19 protein-coding genes, 1 tRNA gene and 1 riboswitch are annotated in these 19,511 nt (G+C 70.3%); of the genes, 12 read left to right on the forward strand and 8 right to left on the reverse strand.

Going from position 1 to position 19,511, the window contains the following annotated elements:
• Positions 1-6: 6 nt before the first annotated feature.
• Together ACI3ET_RS11910 and ACI3ET_RS11915 are read right to left on the reverse strand one after the other, a co-directional pair.
• Positions 7-534 carry a cysteine hydrolase family protein gene (locus tag ACI3ET_RS11910; RefSeq protein ID WP_405033269.1) on the reverse strand — a complete coding sequence of 176 codons (528 nt, stop codon included), beginning with the start codon at positions 532-534 and terminating at the stop codon, positions 7-9.
• Positions 531-2,003 (reverse strand): purine-cytosine permease family protein, encoded by a 1,473-nt coding sequence (locus ACI3ET_RS11915; RefSeq protein WP_405033271.1) that lies wholly within the window; start codon positions 2,001-2,003, stop codon positions 531-533. Before ACI3ET_RS11915 ends, ACI3ET_RS11910 begins: the two co-directional genes overlap by 4 nt.
• Positions 2,004-2,130: 127 nt before the next feature.
• Here ACI3ET_RS11915 and ACI3ET_RS11920 point away from each other — a divergent pair.
• Positions 2,131-2,203 (forward strand) — tRNA-Lys (locus ACI3ET_RS11920).
• A 93-nt stretch (positions 2,204-2,296) separates the two neighbouring features.
• Here the strand turns inward: ACI3ET_RS11920 and ACI3ET_RS11925 are convergent.
• Both ACI3ET_RS11925 and ACI3ET_RS11930 read right to left on the reverse strand, forming a co-directional pair.
• Entirely contained in the window at positions 2,297-3,379 is a 1,083-nt protein-coding gene (locus ACI3ET_RS11925) for a tyrosine-type recombinase/integrase (protein ID WP_405033272.1), read from the reverse strand.
• Positions 3,376-3,654, reverse strand: coding sequence for a helix-turn-helix domain-containing protein (locus ACI3ET_RS11930; protein WP_405033273.1), 279 nt, complete (start codon positions 3,652-3,654; stop codon positions 3,376-3,378). Before ACI3ET_RS11930 ends, ACI3ET_RS11925 begins: the two co-directional genes overlap by 4 nt.
• Positions 3,655-4,063: 409 nt before the next feature.
• Here ACI3ET_RS11930 and mobF point away from each other — a divergent pair, with 409 nt between their 5' ends.
• From mobF to ACI3ET_RS11945, 3 genes are all read left to right on the forward strand, one after another.
• Positions 4,064-7,876: a MobF family relaxase gene (gene mobF, locus ACI3ET_RS11935; protein ID WP_405033274.1), complete on the forward strand. Its 3,813-nt coding sequence runs from the start codon at positions 4,064-4,066 to the stop codon at positions 7,874-7,876.
• A 483-nt stretch (positions 7,877-8,359) separates the two neighbouring features.
• Positions 8,360-8,923, forward strand: a complete 564-nt coding sequence (locus tag ACI3ET_RS11940; RefSeq protein ID WP_405033276.1) for a hypothetical protein — start codon at positions 8,360-8,362, stop codon at positions 8,921-8,923.
• Positions 8,920-9,201: a hypothetical protein gene (locus ACI3ET_RS11945; protein ID WP_405033277.1), complete on the forward strand. Its 282-nt coding sequence runs from the start codon at positions 8,920-8,922 to the stop codon at positions 9,199-9,201. The genes ACI3ET_RS11940 and ACI3ET_RS11945 overlap by 4 nt, the downstream gene beginning before the upstream one ends.
• A 448-nt stretch (positions 9,202-9,649) precedes the next feature.
• On the opposite strand, the gene ACI3ET_RS11950 is transcribed toward ACI3ET_RS11945, so the two are convergent.
• The 4 genes from ACI3ET_RS11950 to ACI3ET_RS11965 form a co-directional block, all read right to left on the reverse strand.
• Positions 9,650-9,886 carry a hypothetical protein gene (locus ACI3ET_RS11950; protein ID WP_405033278.1) on the reverse strand — a complete coding sequence of 79 codons (237 nt, stop codon included), beginning with the start codon at positions 9,884-9,886 and terminating at the stop codon, positions 9,650-9,652.
• Between the two features lie 73 nt (positions 9,887-9,959).
• Positions 9,960-10,487: a hypothetical protein gene (locus tag ACI3ET_RS11955; RefSeq protein WP_405033279.1), complete on the reverse strand. Its 528-nt coding sequence runs from the start codon at positions 10,485-10,487 to the stop codon at positions 9,960-9,962.
• A 166-nt stretch (positions 10,488-10,653) separates the two neighbouring features.
• Positions 10,654-10,899: a ribbon-helix-helix domain-containing protein gene (locus tag ACI3ET_RS11960; RefSeq protein ID WP_122263614.1), complete on the reverse strand. Its 246-nt coding sequence runs from the start codon at positions 10,897-10,899 to the stop codon at positions 10,654-10,656.
• Positions 10,889-11,266 carry a hypothetical protein gene (locus ACI3ET_RS11965; protein WP_405033280.1) on the reverse strand — a complete coding sequence of 126 codons (378 nt, stop codon included), beginning with the start codon at positions 11,264-11,266 and terminating at the stop codon, positions 10,889-10,891. The genes ACI3ET_RS11960 and ACI3ET_RS11965 overlap by 11 nt, the downstream gene beginning before the upstream one ends.
• A gap of 377 nt (positions 11,267-11,643) precedes the next feature.
• Here ACI3ET_RS11965 and ACI3ET_RS11970 point away from each other — a divergent pair, with 377 nt between their 5' ends.
• From ACI3ET_RS11970 to ACI3ET_RS12005, 8 genes are all read left to right on the forward strand, one after another.
• Positions 11,644-12,765, forward strand: coding sequence for a HupE/UreJ family protein (locus ACI3ET_RS11970; RefSeq protein ID WP_405033281.1), 1,122 nt, complete (start codon positions 11,644-11,646; stop codon positions 12,763-12,765).
• 617 nt (positions 12,766-13,382) lie between these two features.
• Positions 13,383-14,597, forward strand: coding sequence for an ArsO family NAD(P)H-dependent flavin-containing monooxygenase (locus tag ACI3ET_RS11975; protein WP_405033282.1), 1,215 nt, complete (start codon positions 13,383-13,385; stop codon positions 14,595-14,597).
• 134 nt (positions 14,598-14,731) lie between these two features.
• Positions 14,732-14,858: riboswitch (FMN riboswitch) on the forward strand.
• 121 nt (positions 14,859-14,979) lie between these two features.
• The gene (ribD, locus tag ACI3ET_RS11980) at positions 14,980-16,068 is read left to right on the forward strand and encodes a bifunctional diaminohydroxyphosphoribosylaminopyrimidine deaminase/5-amino-6-(5-phosphoribosylamino)uracil reductase RibD (protein WP_405033283.1); all 1,089 of its coding nucleotides are present in this window, start codon (positions 14,980-14,982) and stop codon (positions 16,066-16,068) included.
• Positions 16,069-16,071: 3 nt separating this feature from the next.
• Positions 16,072-16,677 (forward strand): riboflavin synthase, encoded by a 606-nt coding sequence (locus ACI3ET_RS11985; RefSeq protein ID WP_405033284.1) that lies wholly within the window; start codon positions 16,072-16,074, stop codon positions 16,675-16,677.
• Positions 16,674-17,906, forward strand: a complete 1,233-nt coding sequence (ribB, locus tag ACI3ET_RS11990; protein ID WP_405033285.1) for a 3,4-dihydroxy-2-butanone-4-phosphate synthase — start codon at positions 16,674-16,676, stop codon at positions 17,904-17,906. The genes ACI3ET_RS11985 and ribB overlap by 4 nt, the downstream gene beginning before the upstream one ends.
• The gene (gene ribH, locus ACI3ET_RS11995) at positions 17,903-18,382 is read left to right on the forward strand and encodes a 6,7-dimethyl-8-ribityllumazine synthase (protein WP_405033286.1); all 480 of its coding nucleotides are present in this window, start codon (positions 17,903-17,905) and stop codon (positions 18,380-18,382) included. Before ribB ends, ribH begins: the two co-directional genes overlap by 4 nt.
• A gap of 92 nt (positions 18,383-18,474) precedes the next feature.
• On the forward strand, positions 18,475-18,696 hold the full coding sequence (locus ACI3ET_RS12000; RefSeq protein WP_405033287.1) for a hypothetical protein: 222 nt from the start codon (positions 18,475-18,477) through the stop codon (positions 18,694-18,696).
• 222 nt (positions 18,697-18,918) lie between these two features.
• The gene (locus tag ACI3ET_RS12005) at positions 18,919-19,335 is read left to right on the forward strand and encodes a YccF domain-containing protein (RefSeq protein WP_405033288.1); all 417 of its coding nucleotides are present in this window, start codon (positions 18,919-18,921) and stop codon (positions 19,333-19,335) included.
• Positions 19,336-19,511 lie beyond the last annotated feature (176 nt).

The raw sequence follows: 19,511 nt of genomic DNA on the forward strand, positions 1-19,511 counted from the left end.
CGACGGTCAGTCGCGCACCGTGATCTGCGGGGCGTAGAGCCTCATCGCCTGGAGCGCCCGCTCGTGCGCCTCGTCGCCGGACCCTGCGCAGGCGGCGGCCACGACCTCGACCGTGCAGCCCGCGTCGGCCGCGGCGAGGGCGGTCGAGAGCACGCAGCAGTCGGTCGCGACGCCGGCGAGCACGAGGTGGGCGTCGGCGCCCGTGACGCTGCGCAGCTGCTCGCCCCACTTGCCGAAGGTCGGCTCGGAGACGGTGTGCGGGAGGTGCAGCTCGGCGATCTCCTCCACGATGTCGAAGATGGGGTCGTACTGGGAGCGGTCGGCGAACGGGAAGGTCTCGAAGTAGGGGATCCAGGACCCGTGCTTGACGTGGGGCGGCACCCACCTGGTCTGCACGACGCGCCCCTCGTGCGCGGCGACGAGCTCACGGATCGGCTCCACCGTCTCGGCGAACCGGGGGGCGTACCACTCCGAGGCCGGGTCGGCGAAGATCCGCTGGGCGTCGACGACGACCAACCAGGGTGCGGACGTCATACCCCCTCCTCCTGGCGGCGCACGATCGCGCGCCCGAGCACCAGCCAGCCGAGGTAGCCGATGGCGAGCGCCACGAGCACCCCGAGGTTGGCCCACGCCCACGTGCCCTCCTTGCCGCCCAGGCCGAGGGGGCCGAGGAGGTAGCCCTGCCAGTTGTTCCAGGAGGCGACGTCGGCGAAGATGTTGATGACCAGACCCCAGCCGATGAGCGCGCCCACCACCATGATCGCGATCGCGGTCCAGTTCCAGTCGCCGTAGCGCCCGCGGGGGTCGAAGAGGGCCGCCTCGTCGTAGTTGCGCCGACGCAAGGTCACGTCGGCCATGAGGATCCCGGCCCAGGCGGCGATCGGCACCCCGAGGGTGATGAGGAAGCTCTGGAACGGGCCGAGAAAGCTCTGCGCGAAGAAGACGACCCAGATGGTGCCCAGGGTCAGGATCGTGCCGTCGATCGCGGCGGCGGCCGGGCGCGGGACGTTGATGCCGAGGGACAGCAGGGTCAGGCCGGAGGAGTAGATGCCGAGGACGGCGCCGCTGACCAGGGCCAGCACGGCGGCGACCAGGAAGGGCACGAGGAACCAGATGGGCAGGATCGTCGCCAGCGTGCCGATCGGGTCGTTGACGATGCCCTCCTCCAGCGCCGGGTCGGAGCCGATGAGCAGCAGGCCGTAGACCACGAGCAGGACCGGGGCGAGCGCGCCGCCGAAGGTGTTCCAGAAGACGATCGAGGTGCCGGGGGCGTCCCGGTGCTGGTAGCGCGACCAGTCGGCGGCGATGTTGATCCAGCCCAGGCCGAAGCCGGTCATCAGCAGGACGAGCGCCCCGATGACCGCCTCGGTCGGACCTGCCTCGCGGGAGGTGACGGCGGCCAGGTCGATGCGGTTCATCGTCATCGCGATGTAGGCGATGGTGACGACGCCGGTCACCCACGTGAGCACCGACTGGAGCCGCATGATCGTGTGGTAGCCGGCGACCGAGGCCAGGACGATGAGCGCGGCGATGACACCGCAGGCCAGCACCTGGGTCGTGGTGCCGCCGCTCCAGCCGAGCTGGGTGAAGACCGTCGCGGTCGCGAGCACGGCCATGATCGCCAGGAACGTCTCCCAGCCCATCGAGATCAGCCAGGAGAAGACGCCGGGGACCTTCTGCCCGTTGACGCCGAACGCTGCGCGGGAGAGCACCATCGTCGGGGCCGACCCGCGCTTGCCGGCGATGGCGATGATGCCGCAGGCCAGGAAGGACAGGGTGATGCCGACGACGGTGACGATGAGCGCCTGGACGAAGCTGACGCCGAAGCCGTAGACGAAGCTGCTGTAGCTGATGCCGAAGACCGACACGTTGGCGGCGAACCACGGCCAGAACAGGTCGGAGGACTTCGCGGTGCGCTCGGCCTCGTCGATGACCTCGATGCCGTTCGTCTCGACCAGCGCGCGCTCGGCGGTGGTGAGGGTGGTGCCCGACTGTGCGCTCATGGTCCAGAACTCTTCCACACCAGGGGCGCCGCCGGTATGACGCGCACCGTCCCCGCGTGCGGGACGGCCAGGGGCCGCGGCCCCCCGGGAGGTAACCTGATGGGCCGGTGCGGCCGCGTCCGCACCCGGGCCTCTAGCTCAATGGTTAGAGCTGCGGACTTTTAATCCGTAGGTTGTGGGTTCGAGTCCCACGGGGCCCACCTTCAGATCGTCGCAGGTCAAACGGCTTTTCGTCCCGCTGGAGGATGTCTCACAGCAGCCGAGCCGGGTTCCGTAGGCCGTCACGTAGGCCGTCACAGCCGGCTATCCAGGTAGCCGTCGAGTTTCGCGGCCGCGCCGTCGAGCGCGTCGGGCAGCAGGTGGGTGTAGAGGTTCAGCGTCGTCGCCGGCGTGCTGTGACCCAGGATGCGCTGGACTTCCACGGGTGTCGCGCCCGCCTGGATAAGCAGGCTCGCGCAGGTATGGCGCAGGTCGTGGAACCGGATGCCGCCGCCCATGCTCGCGACGGCTTCGCTCCACCCGGACCACCGCTTCCAGTTCGAGGCTCGCAACCTGTCCCCCTCCGGCGAGGTGAACAGCAAGGCAGACGCCCGACGCCCTTCCGTCTGCTCACCCAGCTCGTCGAGCAGCCGTCCGGGGATTGGCACACGGCGTTGACCGTGCCGTGACTTCGGCGCCTTGATCTCGATGCGGCCGGAGACCTCGACCTGTGCCCGCTGGACCCGGAGGCGGCGAGCAGCGAGGTCGACGTCACCGACCTGCAGGGCGGCCACCTCCCCCCAGCGCAGCCCGCAGTACGCCGCGACCCGCACGAGCGTCCCGTGGTGGTGGACCTCGTCCGCCAACGCCTCGACCTGCTCGACGCTGAGGACGTGGTCGCCGAGCTGGGCCGGAAGTCTGGGCAGCCGGACCCCGTGCGCCGGGTTGACCGCCAGCCGCCGTTCTGCGACGGCCTGGTCGAGGATCAGGCTCAGCGTCCTGTGCACCTTGCGCGTCGTCGCCGGGGACCGTCGTGCTGCGAGGTTGGAGACGAACTCCTGGATCCGTGGCACCGTCAGCTTCTCGACCGGCACGTGGCCGAAGGCCGGTTGCAGATGCGTCCGCCAGTGCTGGCAGTATCCCTGGACGGTGCGGGAGGCCGCCGTACCGGTCAGGTTGGCGAAGTAGCGCTCGGCAACCTCGGAGACGGACACCCGGCTCGAGGAGACGACGCCCGCCCGCCTGGCCCGGGCCCGTTCGCGCTCGAAGTCGAGCGCCTCTCGCCTGGTGAAGAAGGTGCGGCTCCGCTCGCGCCGCCCACCGGCGGGTTCGGTCTCGTACCAACGCACGCGCCAGACCACTCTTCCGGTGATCGGTGACTGGCGACGGTCGATCACCTCCGGCCTTCCTCCTGCTGCTCGACCCACTCCATGACGCGCTCGGGGCGGTAGCGGATCTGCTTGCCGAACCGCATGGCAGGCGGGCCCTCGCCCTTGGCGATCCAGGCGCGGACCGTCGCCGGACTGACCCGAAGCAGCTCCGCGACCTCCTGGACGGTCAGGAACATCGGGTCCGCGTGGCCTGCCCCCAGTCCGTCGGTCTGCGCTGAGCCCCTCGTCGCGGCCTGCACTGCGGGCCACCCGCTCCTGCGTTGGCTGTGCTCGACTGCCATGGTCCCCACTTCCTTCGCTCCGCAAGCACTGCTTGTGCCTGTTACCCCCCAAAGCGGACGAGGAGGCACTGGGGACTCATCCAGAGGCAGATTTCTCGGAACTCGCGCGCTCGCGCCTGCCGCGGGAGAGATGAGCCACGAGACCCAGCATGACCCCGAACGCAGATCCCGGGCCTCCTTTGTCCACAGGCTGAGCAGCATGCTCGTCCTCGGCCTGCGATCCGGACAGCCCCACGTCATCCAAGGCATGCCTGCACAGGCGCAGGCCGTGCACGACCTGCGCCCCAGTCCTCACCTCGACCCAGCGACGTCAACCAACGTCTCGCCCGCTCAAGAAGGAACACACCTACTGCACTCGGTTCGCGGGTGAGACCCAGGAGTGCGCTCCTCCGCTTATGGGGTGGAGATGATGACGATGCACAAGCTCTCGGCCGGGTCCGGGTACACCTACCTGACGCGTCAGGTCGCGGTGCACGATTCAACGGAGAAGCGCCAGGTCGGCCTAGCCTCGTACTACGAGGAGAAGGGCGAAGCACCCGGGCGTTGGCTCGGCACCGGCCTGCCCGGCCTCCACCTGAAGGTCGGTGACGTGGTGAGCGAGGAGCAGATGAAGCTGCTTTTCGGTCAGGGTCGTCACCCCCGCTCCGGCGAGCCCGCGGCCGCCGCGAAGGGGTGGGGTGCGTTGGGGCGGGCGTTCCCGACGTTCGACGCCACGTCTCTGCGGCAGGTCACGGCGCGGGCGTTCAGCGAGCACAACACCGCCCGCGGGCTGGCGTGGAACGCCCCCATCGAGCCGGAGGAGCGAGCACGGATCCGGACCCGGGTCGCCCGGGAGGCGTTCGAGCAGCGGCACGGCCGCGGCCCGGTGGACGAGGCCGAGCTGACCCGGTTCCTCGTCAAGGGGTCCCGGCCGGCGCAGGTGCCGGTGGCCGGGTTCGACCTGACGTTCTCGCCGGTGAAGTCGGTCTCGACCCTGTGGGCCCTTGCCCCACCGGAGATCGCCAAGCAGGTGGAGGCTGCGCACCAGGACGCGGTCCGCGCGACGCTGGCCATGCTCGAGCGCGAGGTGGCGTTCACGAGGGTGGGCAAGGGCGGCATCCGCCAGGTGCCCGTGGTCGGGTTGGTGGCGGCGGCGTTCGACCATAGGGACTCGCGCACCGGGGACCCGGACGTGCACACCCACGTGGTGGTGTCGAACAAGGTCCAGTCGCTGCCCGAGGAGGGCGGGCGGTGGTTGACCCTGGACGGGCGGATGCTGTTCAAGGCCAAGGTGATGGCCTCCGAGCACTACAACACCCACCTCGAGGCCGGGCTGGTGGAGCGGCTCGGGGTCCGCTTCGTCGACCGCCCCGGAGTGGAGGGCAAGCGGGCGGTGCGGGAGATCGCCGGGATGGCCCCGGCCCTGCTCGCGGCGTGGTCGTCCCGCCGGCAGGCGATCGAGGCCCGCCAGCGCGAGCTCACGTCAGCCTTCCTGACCGACCACGGCCGGACCCCCACGACCATCGAGGCGCTGGCCGTGGCGCAGCAGGCGAACCTGGAGACCCGCCCGGACAAGCACGAACCCCGCTCCGAGGCCGAGCAGCGCGCCGCGTGGCGTGAGCAGGCGACCGCCGTGCTCGCCCGCGACGGTCGCTGCCCGGAGGAGATGGTCGCCGCGGCGGTGGGGGCGCGGCGGGGGCGCGACCGGGGACGCGGTGGGGAGGCAGGCATCGTCGCAGGTGGATGGGTGGGGGCGCTGCCGGGAGACCTCCGGCGAGGCGGGGGTGGTGGGGACGTGCGCCCCCAGGTCGTCGCGGCGCGGGTGTTGTCGGTGCTCGAGGGGTCGCGGGCGACGTGGCAGGTGTGGCACGTGCGCGCCGAGACCCTGCGCCAGCTCCGCACCGCCCAGGTGCCCCTGGACAAGCTCGAGAGCTACCAACGTGACGTCCAGCGGTGGGTCCTGCAGGGGTTCTCTGTGCCGGTCGGGGTGCCGCGGGAGCTGGGCGAGCCCGAGGTGCTGCGCCGCCCGGACGGGCAGCCCGCTCACATCGTGCACGGCAGCCAGACCTACACCTCGAAGGCGATCCTCGCCGCCGAGGACGAAGTCCTCGCCCTCGGGTTGCGCCGCGACGGCCGCCAGGCCGACCCGGCCGTGGTCGAGACCGTCCTGGCCGGCCAGAGCGCGGACGGTCCGAGCCTGGACCGGTCGCAGGCGGCGATGGTCCGCAGCCTCGCGAGCAGCGGGTGCCGCCTGCAGGTCGCGCTCGCCCCCGCCGGGGCCGGCAAGACCGCTGCTCTGCGCGTGCTGGCCCGCGCGTGGGAAGCCTCCGGAGGCACCGTCCTGGGCCTGGCTCCCACCGCAGTCGCAGCCGAGGAGCTCGGCCGCGCCACCGGCGTTCCCGCCGACACCCTCGCCAAGTACCTCCACCAGACGGGCCGGAACGCACCAGCAGATCTCCGCCGCGACAGGCCCGGCGAGGGTAGCGGCGTCGGACCGGCGACGCTCGTGGTCATCGACGAGGCCGGGATGGCCGGCACCCGCGACCTCGCCGAGGTTGTCCGGCACGTCGTCGAGCGCGGTGGGAGCGTGCGCCTCGTCGGGGACGACCAGCAGCTCTCGCCCGTCTCCGCCGGCGGGATCTTCCGTGACCTGGCCGAGCAGGGCCACGCGCACGGCACCACCGCGACCCTGACCGAGCTGCACCGGTTCACCGACCCCGCCGAAGGCGCTGCCACGCTCGGCGTCCGCGACGGTGACCCCGCCGCGCTGGACCGCTACCTCGACCACGGACGCGTCCACAGCGGCGACGCCGGGGACATGGTCGATGCGGCGTATGCCGCCTGGAAGGTCGATCAGTTCGCCGGCCTGTCGAGCTTGCTGCTGGCGGCGACGCGCGAAGTCGCCCGGGGGCTGAACCAGCGCGCCCGGCAGGACCGCCTCGACGCCACCGACGGTCAACCCCCGCGTGAGGTGGCCCTGGGTGATGGCACCCGTGCCAGTGCCGGCGACACGATCATCACCCGCCGCAACGACCGACGCCTGCGCTCCCGTGACGGGTCCTGGGTCAAGAACGGCGACCGGTGGCTTGTCCTCGCCGTCCACGCCGACGGGGCCGTCTCGGTGCAACGCCACGACCGAAGCTCGCGCACGGGGACTGCCCGCCAGCTGACCCTCCCCACGGAGTACGTGGCCGAGCACGTGCAGCTGGGGTACGCGAGCACGATCCACGGCGCCCAGGGCGCCACCGTCGACACCACCCACACCGTCCTCACCGGCACCGAGACCCGGCAAGCCCTGTACGTCGCCCTCTCCCGCGGACGGGAGAACAATCACCTCTACGTCGCCGCGCCCGCGCCCTCGCTGGATGGCGTCGTCCGCGACGTGCAGGAAGCGGTCTTAGAGCCGCGGCAGGCGCTCACCGACATCCTGGACCGCGACGGTCGCGCCCTCTCGGCCACCACCGTCGAGCGCGGGGACGCCTCACAGCTGCTGCGGGAGGCGGTGCTGGCCTACCAGGACGCCCTGACCGTGCTGGCTCAGCACCATCTCGGGCAGGAGCGGATGACCGCTCTCGACGACGCGCTCGAGACGTGGCTGCCCGGCCTCACTCAGGCACCGGCCTACCCGCACCTGCGGGGCCAGCTCGCCGTCCGCTGGGTCGAGGGGACCCGGCCCGAGACGGTGGTGCAGGAGGCCACCTTGTACCGCGGCAAGCGCACCCTCACCGAGGCCGACGACCCCGCCGCCGCCCTCACCTGGCGCCTCAGCGCCCTCACCCCCCTGCCGCACGGGGACGCCCCGCTGCCGTGGCTGCCCGACCTCCCACCCGCCCTACGACGCGACCCAGGCACGGGCACCTACCTAGACCGGCTCAGCGGCCGGATCGACGACCTCAAGCACCGGGTCACGGACCAGGCCCAGCAGGCCGGCGCCGCCAACCGCGCGCCGTGGCAGCGACCCCTGCCGGCGCACGTCGACGACCAGCTGCTCGGCGACCTCGCCGTCTGGCGCGCCGCCCTCGGCATCCCACCCACCGACACAGACCCCACCGGACCGCCCATGAAAGACCCCGACGTCGCCAGGCACCAAGCCAGGCTGGTCCGGCGACTCAACGCGCCGTCCCCGGTTCTCCGCAGGCCGAAGCTAGGCGCTGTGGGCGAGCGCCTCCGAACCAGCCAGCGACGAGCAGAACATCACCCCTTCGAAGGTCCCTCGCGTGAGGTATCCGGCCCCAGCCGATGACCGATCCGCAGAGGGACGGCGTCCCCTCGCTCAACGCTGCCGAGTGCTCGATACATCGCTGTACCGCCGATGAGCGGACTCCCGCAGCTTGGCGTTCTCGGCGGCAGTCGTCTTCAGACGGTGAACCGTCCTCAACGTCAGCCGCACGCATCGAGTTGGGCCGGCAGGACTCGGCGATGACGAAGTCAGCGGGCGATCCGCTTGAGTGTCTGTTGAGGGTACGGTTGCGGGAGAAAAATGACCGCGTCGTCACAAAACTTTGAGGACCGCGGTTTGGGCACGGTGCACATCCTTCAGGCGATGCGACTGAGCGTGGCAGATCACCTAGCGCCTTCTGTGCAGCAGTCCCCCGTGGGAGATTGCGGGTGAACGCCAGGCCGGCATCTGCCTATGTTCAGACTGGGTCTAGCGCGTCTCCGGAGTGAGGAGTAGCCTGCTTCCACCGGCGCCTTTCAGGGGGCCTCACCTGTTGGAGGTGGCGAGATGGACGGATCTCAGGGCAGCAAAGGCGGGGGATTTCTTGCAGTCGTGGGGGTAGTCGTCGCAGCAGCTCTGCTCCTAGGATACCTCTTCGCCACGATCGGCATCATGTGGACCGCCAACGATCCCCCGCTACTTGCTGACCCCGCTCCCGACAGCGCACCAACGCTGATCTGTGTAGCCGGAACAGACTCCGCGAGAGATGATTCCGACTCCGTGACCGAGGACGACTCAGCACAAGCAACCGGCGGGAGCCAGGACGAGGCGAGCACGACCTCCAAAGCTGAACCGGCGAACTCCATTATAAACTGCCCGGAGGATCAGATCCGGTTGACGCCTCAATACCGCGGGTCATTCGACCCCAATACGCGTCTTATGGCGCTCCTGGCTGTCATTATGCCTTTGCTCACCACTATTGTTGCCTTCTTCTTCGGTCAACGTGCTGGTGCCGGTGAAGGTAAGGCGGAAACCGCAGCGCTTTCCGCGCAAATCAGCTCTTTGAACCCCCAGCAACCCGAGGAACTGACCGCGCTGCAGAAGCGCATCAAAGAACGAGGACGATCATGACGGAAATTGAACATATCACGGATGAAGACAGCCATGGACCTGTCGCGATCTTCCTCTCAGACGAAGGCCGCATCGGTTTCGTCTGCCGACGAGACGGAGCCTACTGGGAAGGCGATATGCCTCAACTCACAGCGCCCCGCGCGTCGGCTGATGCGATAGCAGACGCCTTGGCTGACGCAGGCGTGGACCTTAAGGAGAAGATTGTGGGCGGCCCGAGGATGAGAATTCTCAGCATGGAGGCGACACGGGGTATCCAGCGCAAGCACGGGTCGCTGTGATTGTATGACGCCATAGGACGGGCCAGCTCGTCCGCGTCGCACCTCAGCCCAATTTCATCCTTCGGGATATTGCATCGGCTTCCGTCCGCGCGGCGACCTCCGCGACGCCCCAGAGCCTAATAGCCACGATCCCAACGGCGTGTCGATCGTCGACCCCACGATGGGTCGTCGTGGAGTCCGTGGTGGACGAACAGGACCCAAGGGAGCAATGCCAGCTGCGCCTGAACCATGTGCAGCTCGGGCACCTGACAAGCTCCTACCTGCCTGGTGAATCACTCACCTGACGTGCTTTGAGGGCTCGGTCGACGCGACGCCACTGCCGCCGCCCCAGGGGTTCTGGCGGTTGTACGAAACTCACCGCCTCCTAACGGTTGCCACCTAACGCATACTTTGTCCGAGGCGCCAGGTGCCGCATTCTTCTGCCGTCTGCCGGATCTGATTGTCTCTCCTAGTCGCTCAGGTACCCGGTGCCGTTGACATCGATTTCGGCGAGGAATGACCGGACCCCCTTCTCCAACTCCGCACGCGACTCCAACTGTTGATCGGAACGCCTCGTCGTGAAGCCGTAGCCAGGGTTCGGGACGCTGACCCAGTCCATGTGCCACGCTCCTGGCTGCTGGACGTCGGCTCGCGCGCTGAACGTCTCGCCGTCGACAATCAGGACAACCGGGTCTGGAACGTCCACCCCGGAAGTCTCCCATCCGCTCTTGCCGCAGCGAGGATCGTCCAATATGCCGACTTGCTGCGTGTCTAACGTCTTACAGGTACTTGTGGCCTCGACTGAAGCGGCGCAGGTAGGGCAGTCGCGCGAGATCGTCGAGTTGGGCAGCTACGAACTCACGGTCAGCAAGTCGCTGGAAAGGCAGCTGGGCCTCCTGAAGGGTTGCGACGATGATCGTGATCGGGGCGGCCAGTCCCAGAAAGCGGCTGCTGGTTCTCCGCGGCCGGCCCAGCTGCCACCTTCTCCACTCTCCGGCGACCCAGCCGCGCACGGTGACCCGCCGTGGGATGTTGAGTGGAGTGGGCGAGATGATGGTGAGGGCGGCTCGCAGAGGGTCCAGCGCAGGAACCGGGCCAGGGACGTCCACGCTCAAACTCTCGATGGCCGACCATTCCACGATCTCGGTAAGCCCCCGGTCTTTCAGCTCCAGCCCGGCACCTGTGAACCGCATCGACGCGCCGGGACCGGCATCGACAGTGACCACGTCCGCGTGGTCGAGGAAAACTCCGGCATCCCCCCGCAAGAGAGTCCAGGCAGGCCCGCGATCGTCAGCGAACTCCGTCACCTCGAGCACGGTACGCCATCGTGGCGGCTGAGAAGGCGACCGACTCGATCACACAAGGTGCACGCTATTGCCGCAGGTCGCTCGCGTCAATTGGGTGTGATGATTCGCGGAACCTTCCCACCTGGACGTCACGGGACTGCTCACCCGGCGCTGGGGGCAGGACAGTTCAGGCGGTATCGAGGTAGCTCGAGAGCGCTTCGCGGACGACGGCGTCGGGCGACTGCCCATCTTTGGCGGCTCGCTCGTCGATGGCGTCCAGCAGATCCTCGGGCACCAGCTGAACCCGATGGAAGTGCGGATTCGGCTCGGAGGGGCGGGTCTTCAGGTCGTGGCCGGCCTCCGCTTCCTGGACCAGGTCGGCGACCTGCGCATCCGTGAGTCCGGGCACGCTGTCAGTGATCTCATAACTCATGCGTGTGCCCTCCTTTCGGGTAGTACCGCTTGCGCAACTTCATCGCGTGGATGACAACCTCGGCACCATCATCCCCTGCCACCGTGACGATCTCCAGTGGTCTGGCCGATCCGTCCACACCGACGTAGAGCCACCTGTCCGGGTCTTCGCCGACCTGAGTGCGTTGCCAGGCAGTGGCGACGGCGAGCGCGATGTCCGACGGCGTGCATCCGTGCTTCAGCGCCGATCGGAGGATCCTCACGAGATTGAGTCTGGCAGGAGCCACCGACACGGACGCACGCGCCCAACGGCGGCTCGGATCCTTCGCGCTTCCACTCTCGGCGCCTTTGACAAGGCTGTAGCCAGCCGCGCGAATCTCCAGCGCCATGTGGTCGCTGGCGTAGGCCGTCAGTAGGCCGTCACAGGTTCAGAACATCGTCTCTCTGCTGCGCTAGCTAACGACGTTTGTGCAGGTCAGTGCCCTACAGGTGTCGACCACCTACCCCCTGGACGCCCTTTTAATCCGTAGGTTGTGGGTTCGAGTCCCACGGGGCCCACCACGTTTGTGCTGGTCTGGGCCCTGCCGCGGCTGCAGCTCGGTCAAGGGTCTACCTCGACGTGGCGTCCTTGGCCACCATGCGGACACCCGGACGTGCCCAGCCTTCGAGCGGGGCGGTCTTGCGGCGCGTAGGTGACGGACCGGCGTGTCTCCAGGGTGCGCAGCGCCTCCTACACTTCGCCGTAACCCGAGGAACGGACAGTCCCATGCGCTCCAGCCACCGTCCACGACTCCTGCGCCCCAGCCTGAGTGTTGCCGCGTTGCTCATGTGGGTCCTCCTCACGCCGGCCACGGCCTGGGCGCACGGCATCGGCCCCGCCTCCCACCTGAACGCATGGGGATTCATCCCGCTCGGGATCGAGCACATGCTGCTGGGCTGGGACCACCTGCTCTTCATCGCCGGCATCCTTCTTGTCGCCGGGACTCCGCGAGCGGCCGCGAAGATCATCACGGTGTTCGTGCTGGGTCACAGTACGACACTGATCCTCGCCACGCTTGCGGGCTGGCGGTTGAACCCCGTGCTGGTCGACGTCGTGATCGGTCTGAGCATCGCCTACGTCGCCGTCGCCGTGATTCAGCGGGTGAGACCGAACCGGCGCTTCACCGTCGTGATCCTTGGCTTTGGGTTCATCCACGGGCTGGGCCTGGCCACGCGGCTGCAGGACCTGGGCCTGCCCGACGAGGGTGTGCTGGGCAAGGTGGTCGCGTTCAACGTCGGCCTGGAGATCGGTCAGTTGATCGCCATCAGCCTCATGGTGCTGGTCAGCACCGTCGTGCTGCGGCTGTGGAGGGGCCGCACAAGGGAGGACCACGCTGTGCTCACGCGGCGGCTGGGCCTCGGCCTCGTAGCGGGCAGCGCCCTCGCCGTCACGACCGTCCTCTACGGCGGCCTCACCGAGGAGGAGTCACCCACGGCGGCCGTCGCGGCTCCCGAGACGGCGGCCGAGACGACGGCCGCCCCGACCGACACCGCTGCCCGAGTGTGCACCGAGGCTGCCATGACGCTGGAGTTCCCCGGCGGCGGCGGGCACGCGGAGAAGCAGTTCTTCGATCCGGGCGAGGACGCCCCGATGGCCGACGTCGGTCACTCGCTCGCCGACGGTCACGTCGCGTTCCTCTACCGGGCAGATCTGCCTGAGGCTGACGTCCAGGCCCTGCGCACCCTGGTCGCCGACGTCCCTGGTGGGGTCACCCTCGCCGCTCCCGTACCGGACCAGACCAGTGCCGTGGTCGCCGTCACGGCGCAGAGGACGCTCACCTGCTCCACCGTCGACGATGCTGCCCTGTCGTCGTTCACCACCACCTGGCTGGAGGCGCAGCAGGGTTGAGCGGTCAGGGACCGGTCAGGGACCGGGTCCCCCTCGGAGGGCGACGGCATACCGGCACAGCGGTGGTGGTCAGCGACAGAGCTGACCTCCAGCGCCTCCCGAGCCACCTCCAGCGCCTGGACCGAGCCAAGGCTGGGGATGCTCGCCGTCGGGATGGCCCGGGCGTCGTAGCCGCGATCGACCGTCTCCGGGACCAGGCGGTCGGCCACCTGTGCTGGACTGTCATCATGATGCATCCCTTTGCTCTGCTAGCTCGGGAAGTGCCCTGACCGGGAGGGCGTGGCGTGGACCTTCTCGTGCGACGGGCGCGAGAGCACCAGACCCGGCATGACCCTTGTGGGCAGGTGGGGCGTCTCGTGGTCGTAAGGGTCCCGGCCCCGAGAGGGGCGTCGTATTCGCCGTCTTCTGAGGCATGGACGTCCATCCGTCGGGGTTCATCGAAGGAAGGATGGGACGAAGGTAGGGTCGCTCCGTGGCCACGACCACCGCACCACCGGCCACCTCAGTCGTCCCAAGGAGGCAGGGTTGGCCAGCATCCAGAAGCGTGACACGTTGGTGGACTACCTCGCCGTATCGCATCGCTGCGCCGTCCTCGGTGAGGCCCTGGTTCCGGGCCGGTGACACCGTCCCTTTCCACACCGAACACGTCGGCCTGGCAGCTCGAGCCGATCGAGGTCGACGTCGCCGTTCTTGGCGCCGGGCAGGCCGGGTTGGCCGTGGCCTACTACCTGAGGCGTGCCGGCCTGCGGGCGTGGACCGGATACGTCCTGCTCGACGCCAACCCGGGTCCGGGGGGAGCCTGGGCGCACGTCTGGCCCTCGCTGCGCCTCTTCTCGCCCGCGGAGTACTCGTCGCTGCCAGGGTGGCCGATGCCCGCACCGACGGGGCGGGGCTTCCCGCCGGCCGCGCACGTCGTGGACTACCTGACCCGCTACGAGGACCGGTACGAGCTGCCCGTCCACCACGAGGTCCGCGTCACCGGGGTGAGCCGCCTTGACGACGACGGCGACGGACGGCTGCTCGTCCAGACCACCGCAGGGGTCTGGGCTGCTCGGGTTGTGGTGTCCGCGACCGGGACCTGGGGCCGGCCCTTCGTCCCGTTCTACCCCGGCATTGACTCGTTCGCCGGCTGCCAGCTGCACAGCGCCCAGTACGCCGGTCCGCAGGAGTTCGTCGGGCAGCGGGTGGTCGTCGTCGGTGGCGGCAATACCGGCGCCCAGGTGCTGGCCGAGCTCTCCGAGGCTGCCCGGACGACCTGGGTCACGGCGCGGCCGCCGACGTTCCTGCCCGACGACGTCGATGGGCGGGCACTGTTCATGGCGGCCACTGCACGACGTCAGGCGCTGGACGCCGGCCGGCCCGACCCCGGCGGGGTGGCCAGCCTCGGCGACGTCGTCATGGTCCCGCCCGTCCGGGAGGCCCGGGAGCGCGGCGTCCTGGTGGCGCGACCGATGTTCTCCCGGCTCACCCGCACCGGCGTCGAGTGGTCCGACTGCACCGCGGAGGAGGCTGACGTCGTGCTGTGGTGCACCGGCTTCCGCCCGGACCTGGCCCACCTGGCGCCGCTCGGGCTGCGCGGAGCAGCTGGGCGCATCCCCACCACGGGCACCCGCGCCCTCGCCGAGCCGCGGCTGTACCTGGTCGGATACGGCGACTGGACCGGCCCCGGCTCGGCGACCCTCATCGGGGTCGGCCGCACCGCCCGGGAGACCGTCGCGGACCTCACCGCACGCCTGGAGGCTCTTCCGTCGGCGCCACGACGGCTGCGGCAGCGACCAGCACGCTCTGCAGAGGGCGTGCGGCACGAGGGAGGGCTGACCTCACCCAGATAGGACCCGCGAAAGCCCAGTCTCATCGGCGGACTTGACCTCCCGGCGCACGGTGCGCAGGGGGAACGTTCGCCGATGGGGCTGAGTGCCGGAGACAGGGAGGATGCGGGCGTCAGCTAGGCTTCCGGGCAAACGACACGCGCTCCGGGGTCGGTGCAATTCCGAACCGGCGGTGACAGTCCGCGACCCGGCCGCATCCAGTGGCCGGCTGACCCGGTGGAACTCCGGGACCGACGGTGAGAGTCCGGACGGGAGGCAGCGCGAGCGTCGGCCGCACGCCGTCGACGTCCGGGTCCCAGACCCAGGACGTCCCCCCACGGCCGACGGCCTGCGCCGCACCGCCGTCTCCCCTCCGCCCGGGGCACCGCACGAGACGGAGGACGCGGTGAGCACGAGCCCCGACCGCTACCTGGACCAGGCGGTCGACCATGCCCTGCGGGGTCCGGACCGCGACCGCAACCCCAGGGTGGGCTGCGTCCTGGTGGACACCGCAGGCACGGTCGTGGGTCGGGGGCACCACGGCGGCGCGGGCACCCCGCACGCCGAGGTGGTGGCCCTTACCGCGGCCGGACCGAGGGCGCGAGGCACCACGGCCTACGTCACCCTCGAGCCCTGCAACCACCACGGCCGCACCGGCCCGTGCGCCGCAGCGCTGCACGAGGCAGGCGTGGCCAGGGTCGTGTACGCCGTGCCCGACCCGACCGAGCACGCCACCGGCGGAGCGGCCTGGTTGGCCGCCCAGGGGGTGCCCGTGGAGCAGCACGACCACGCGCAGGCGCAGGCGCTGGTGGCCGCCTGGGCCCGCGCAGCGGTGCTCGGCAGGCCGCACGTGACCTGGAAGATCGCGAGCACCTTGGACGGACGGGTCGCCGCGGCCGACGGGAGCAGCCGCTGGATCACCTCGCCCGAGGCGCGCCACGACGCCCACGCCCTCCGCTCCTGCGTCGACGCGATCATCGTCGGGACCGGGACGGCGCTCGCCGACGACCCCGCGCTGACCGCCCGGACCCCGGACGGGAGCACCCTGCCGCGACAACCCCTCCGCGTCGTCGTGGGGCACCGTGATTGGCCTGGCGGCTCACGGCTGAGCGAGGGCCAGGAGCCGGCGCTCCACCTGCGCACCCACGACCCGTTCGAGGTGCTCGACGCACTGGCCCTGCTGGGCGTCCACTCCGTCCTGCTCGAGGGTGGCCCCACGCTGGCCGGTGCCTTCTGGGCCGTGGGCTGCATCGACGAGCTGCTGGTCTACCTTGCCCCCGCGCTGCTCGGCACCGGCCGGTCGGCCGTCCCCGACCTCGGTATCACCACGGTCGCCGACACCGCGCGGCTCGAGCTCGCGGACGTCGACCGGGTCGGCCCAGACCTTCGGCTGCGGCTCCTGCCCCAGCCCGTGACCGACCACCCTCCCGCAGCACCGGCTGCGGCGCTGGCCACCGAGCCCACCCCACCCGCCCCGTCCCTCCAGGAGGACTGATCCATGTTTACCGGCATCGTCGAGGAGCTCGGCACCCTCACCCTTCGCACCGACGGCCAGGACTCGAGCGTCATCGAGGTCCTGGCCCCCACCGTCGCCCAGGACGCGGCCCACGGCGACTCGATCTCGGTCGACGGCGTCTGCCTGACCGTCACGGCCCACACCCCCGGAGGGTTCACCGCCGACGTCATGGCGGAGACCCTGAACCGCTCCACCCTCGGGCGTCTGCAGGCCGGAGACGCCGTGAACCTCGAGCGGGCCATGCCCGCCGACGGCAGGTTCGGCGGACACATCGTGCAGGGGCACGTGGACGCCACCACCACCGTCGTCTCCCGCGAGCCGGGGGAGCGCTGGGAGGTCGTCACCTTCGCGCTCCCGCCGCAGCTGCGCCGCTACATCGTGCTCAAGGGGTCGATCGCCCTCGACGGCGTCTCCCTGACCGTGTCCGGCCTCACCGACCAGGCCTTCTCGGTGAGCCTCATCCCCACCACGCTGGGACGGACGACCCTGGGGAACCGCCAGCCGGGTGAGGAGGTCAACGTCGAGGTGGACGTGCTGGCCAAGTACGTCGAGTCGATGCTGGCCATCCGGGACGGGGACACCACGTGAACCGCCACGGCGTGGATGAGGCGCTGACCGCACTGCGGGCCGGCCTGCCCGTCCTCGTGATGGACGACGCCGACCGTGAGGACGAGGGCGACGTCGTCCTCGCCGCCGAGAACCTCTCGACGTCCTGGCTGGGCTGGACGGTACGCCACACCTCGGGCTACCTCTGTGCCCCGATGCCGGTGGAGTGGGCGGATCGGCTCGACCTGCCGCTCATGGTGGAGCACAACGAGGACCTGCTGCGCACCGCCTACACGGTGACGGTGGACGCTGCCGTCGGCGTCACGACGGGCATCAGCGCCGGCGACCGAGCGACCACGCTGCGCCTGCTGGCAGCACCCGGCACCACGGCGGGGGACCTGCGCCGTCCTGGTCACGTCGTCCCGTTGCGCGCCCGTGAGGGCGGGGTGCTGACCCGACGCGGGCACACCGAGGCCGCGGTCGACCTGTGCAGGCTCGCCGGTGTGGCGCCCGTGGCCGTCATCGCCGAGCTCGTCGACGACGAGGGCGAGATGCTGCGCGGTCCTCAGGTCGCCGCCCTCGGGGCCGAGCACGGGCTCCCGGTGATCACCATCGACGACCTGATCGCCTACCGGCTCGTCCACGACTCGGTGCGGCGCGAGGTGACGACCGTGCTGCCGAGCGCCCACGGCGAGCTCCTCGTGCACGGCTACCGCGACCTGGTCACCGGTGTCGAGCACCTGGCACTGGTCGGTCGTCCGGACCCCGGGCCCGAGCCCCTCGTCCGGCTCCACTCGGAGTGCCTCACGGGCGAGGCGCTGGGGTCGCGGCGCTGCGACTGCGGCCCGCAGCTCGACGACGCCCTGGCCCGCATCGCCACCGAGGGCGGCGTGGTCGTCTACCTGCGCGGCCACGAGGGCCGGGGCGTCGGGTTGCTCGACAAGCTCCGGGCGTATGCCGTGCAGGACACCGGCGTCGACACCGTCGCTGCCCAGCACGCGCTCGGGCTCCCGGTCGACGCCCGGGACTACTCGGCCGGTGCCGCCATCCTGCACGACCTCGGCCTCGCCGACCGACCCCTGCGGCTGATCACGCACAACCCGGACAAGGCCACCGCCCTCGTGCGGCACGGACTCACGGTCATCGCGACGGAGCCGTCGAGGACGGTGCCACCACCGGAGTCGCACGCCTACCTGCGGGCCAAGGCCGAGCAGCTCGGCCACGAGCCCCACGCCATCCCCGCACCCATCACCTCGAGGAGCACAACATGAGCAAGGCCGGGGCACCCACCCTGTCCGTCGACGCCGGCGGCCTGCGCGTCGCGGTCGTCGCCGCGTCCTGGCACACCGAGGTCATGGACGGACTGCTCGACGGGGCGCGCCGGGGGCTGACGGAAGCGGGCGTGACGGACGTCGTCGAGCTGCGGGTCCCCGGGAGCTTCGAGCTCCCGGTTGCCTGCGCGCGCCTGGCCAGGACCGGCAGGGTCGACGCCCTCGTCGCGCTGGGCGTGGTCGTCCGGGGTGGCACCCCCCACTTCGACTACGTCTGCGCGGCGGCGACCGACGGCCTGACACGCGTATCGATCGAGACCGGGGTCCCCGTGGGCTTCGGCGTGTTGACCTGCGACGACGAGCGGCAGGCCCTGGACCGCGCCGGTCTGCCGGGGTCCTCCGAGGACAAAGGCCACGAGGCGGCCACCGCCGCCGTCGCGACCGTGGTCGCGCTGCGGAAGGTGGAGCGGCCCTGACCGCGGGGCCGTCGACCGTCCTCGATCGGCTGCCCGGCCCTCACGCCGACGAGCACCAGACCCCGCGTCAGCGGTTCCACGTCGAGGTCTACGTGGCGCCCGAGGTGGCCGAGCAACGAATCGCCGCCGTCGCCGCGGGTGGGACCGTCGCCGACGACAGCGACGTGCCGTCTCTCACCATGATCGCCGACCAGGACGGCAACACGGGAGTCGTCTGCGTCGCCGAGCCCCCTGCGACGGAGGACTGGACCGCAGACTGGGTGACCTGCGGCCTGGCCGCGGGTCACCTCGGGCCGCATCATCGACGCACGTGACCGTCGCGTGTCGGGTCCGTGGGCGTGGACAGGCCCCCGGTCCCGGCGACACGACAGGCCCGCGCGGTCATCGCGTTCGACCCTGGTCCGCCGTCCTCGGGACGTCCGCCCATCAACGTGAGGCGTTGTCCGTCAAGGACGGACGAGGACCAGCGCCACCACTGACCCGCCGGGTGCCCGCAGCCCGCGTGAACTCGCGTTCTCGGCCGATACGGTGGGGTCATGCGCACCCTGGGCAACATCCTCTGGCTGCTTCTCGCCGGCTGGTGGCTGGCACTGCTGTATGTCGTGGCCGGTGTGATCGCCTGCGTGCTGATCATCACCATCCCGTTTGGCATCGCCTCGTTCCGGCTGGCCAACTACGTGCTGTGGCCGTTCGGTCGGCGCACGGTGTTCCGGCAGGAGGCCGGCGTCTTCTCGGTCATCGGCAACGTCCTGTGGCTCCTGGTGCTCGGCTGGGAGCTGGCGATCGCGCACCTCGTGGCAGGGCTGCTGCTGTGCCTCACGATCATCGGCATCCCGTTCGGCATCGCCTGCTGGAAGATGGTGCCGCTGGCGCTCCTCCCCCTCGGCCAGCGCATTGTCCCGATCGAGCGGCCGGAGCAGGACCCGTTCACAGGGACGATGGCGCGCTACTGAGCCGCGCGGGAGTGCAGGTACAGCACAGCTCGACGCCGTGACGAACGTGGATGAGCATCGTGGCTGCCGGCGAGACCGTGCTCGGTGCTCGGCGTATCGAGCAACTGAACGACCACCTCAGTGGCGGCTCTGCACGCCGCCCGGCCCGACGGTTGGGACCGCGTGAGAGCGGTAGT

It is taken from the genome of Ornithinimicrobium jinqii (assembly GCF_045032595.1).
Lineage (GTDB): Bacteria > Actinomycetota > Actinomycetes > Actinomycetales > Dermatophilaceae > Ornithinicoccus.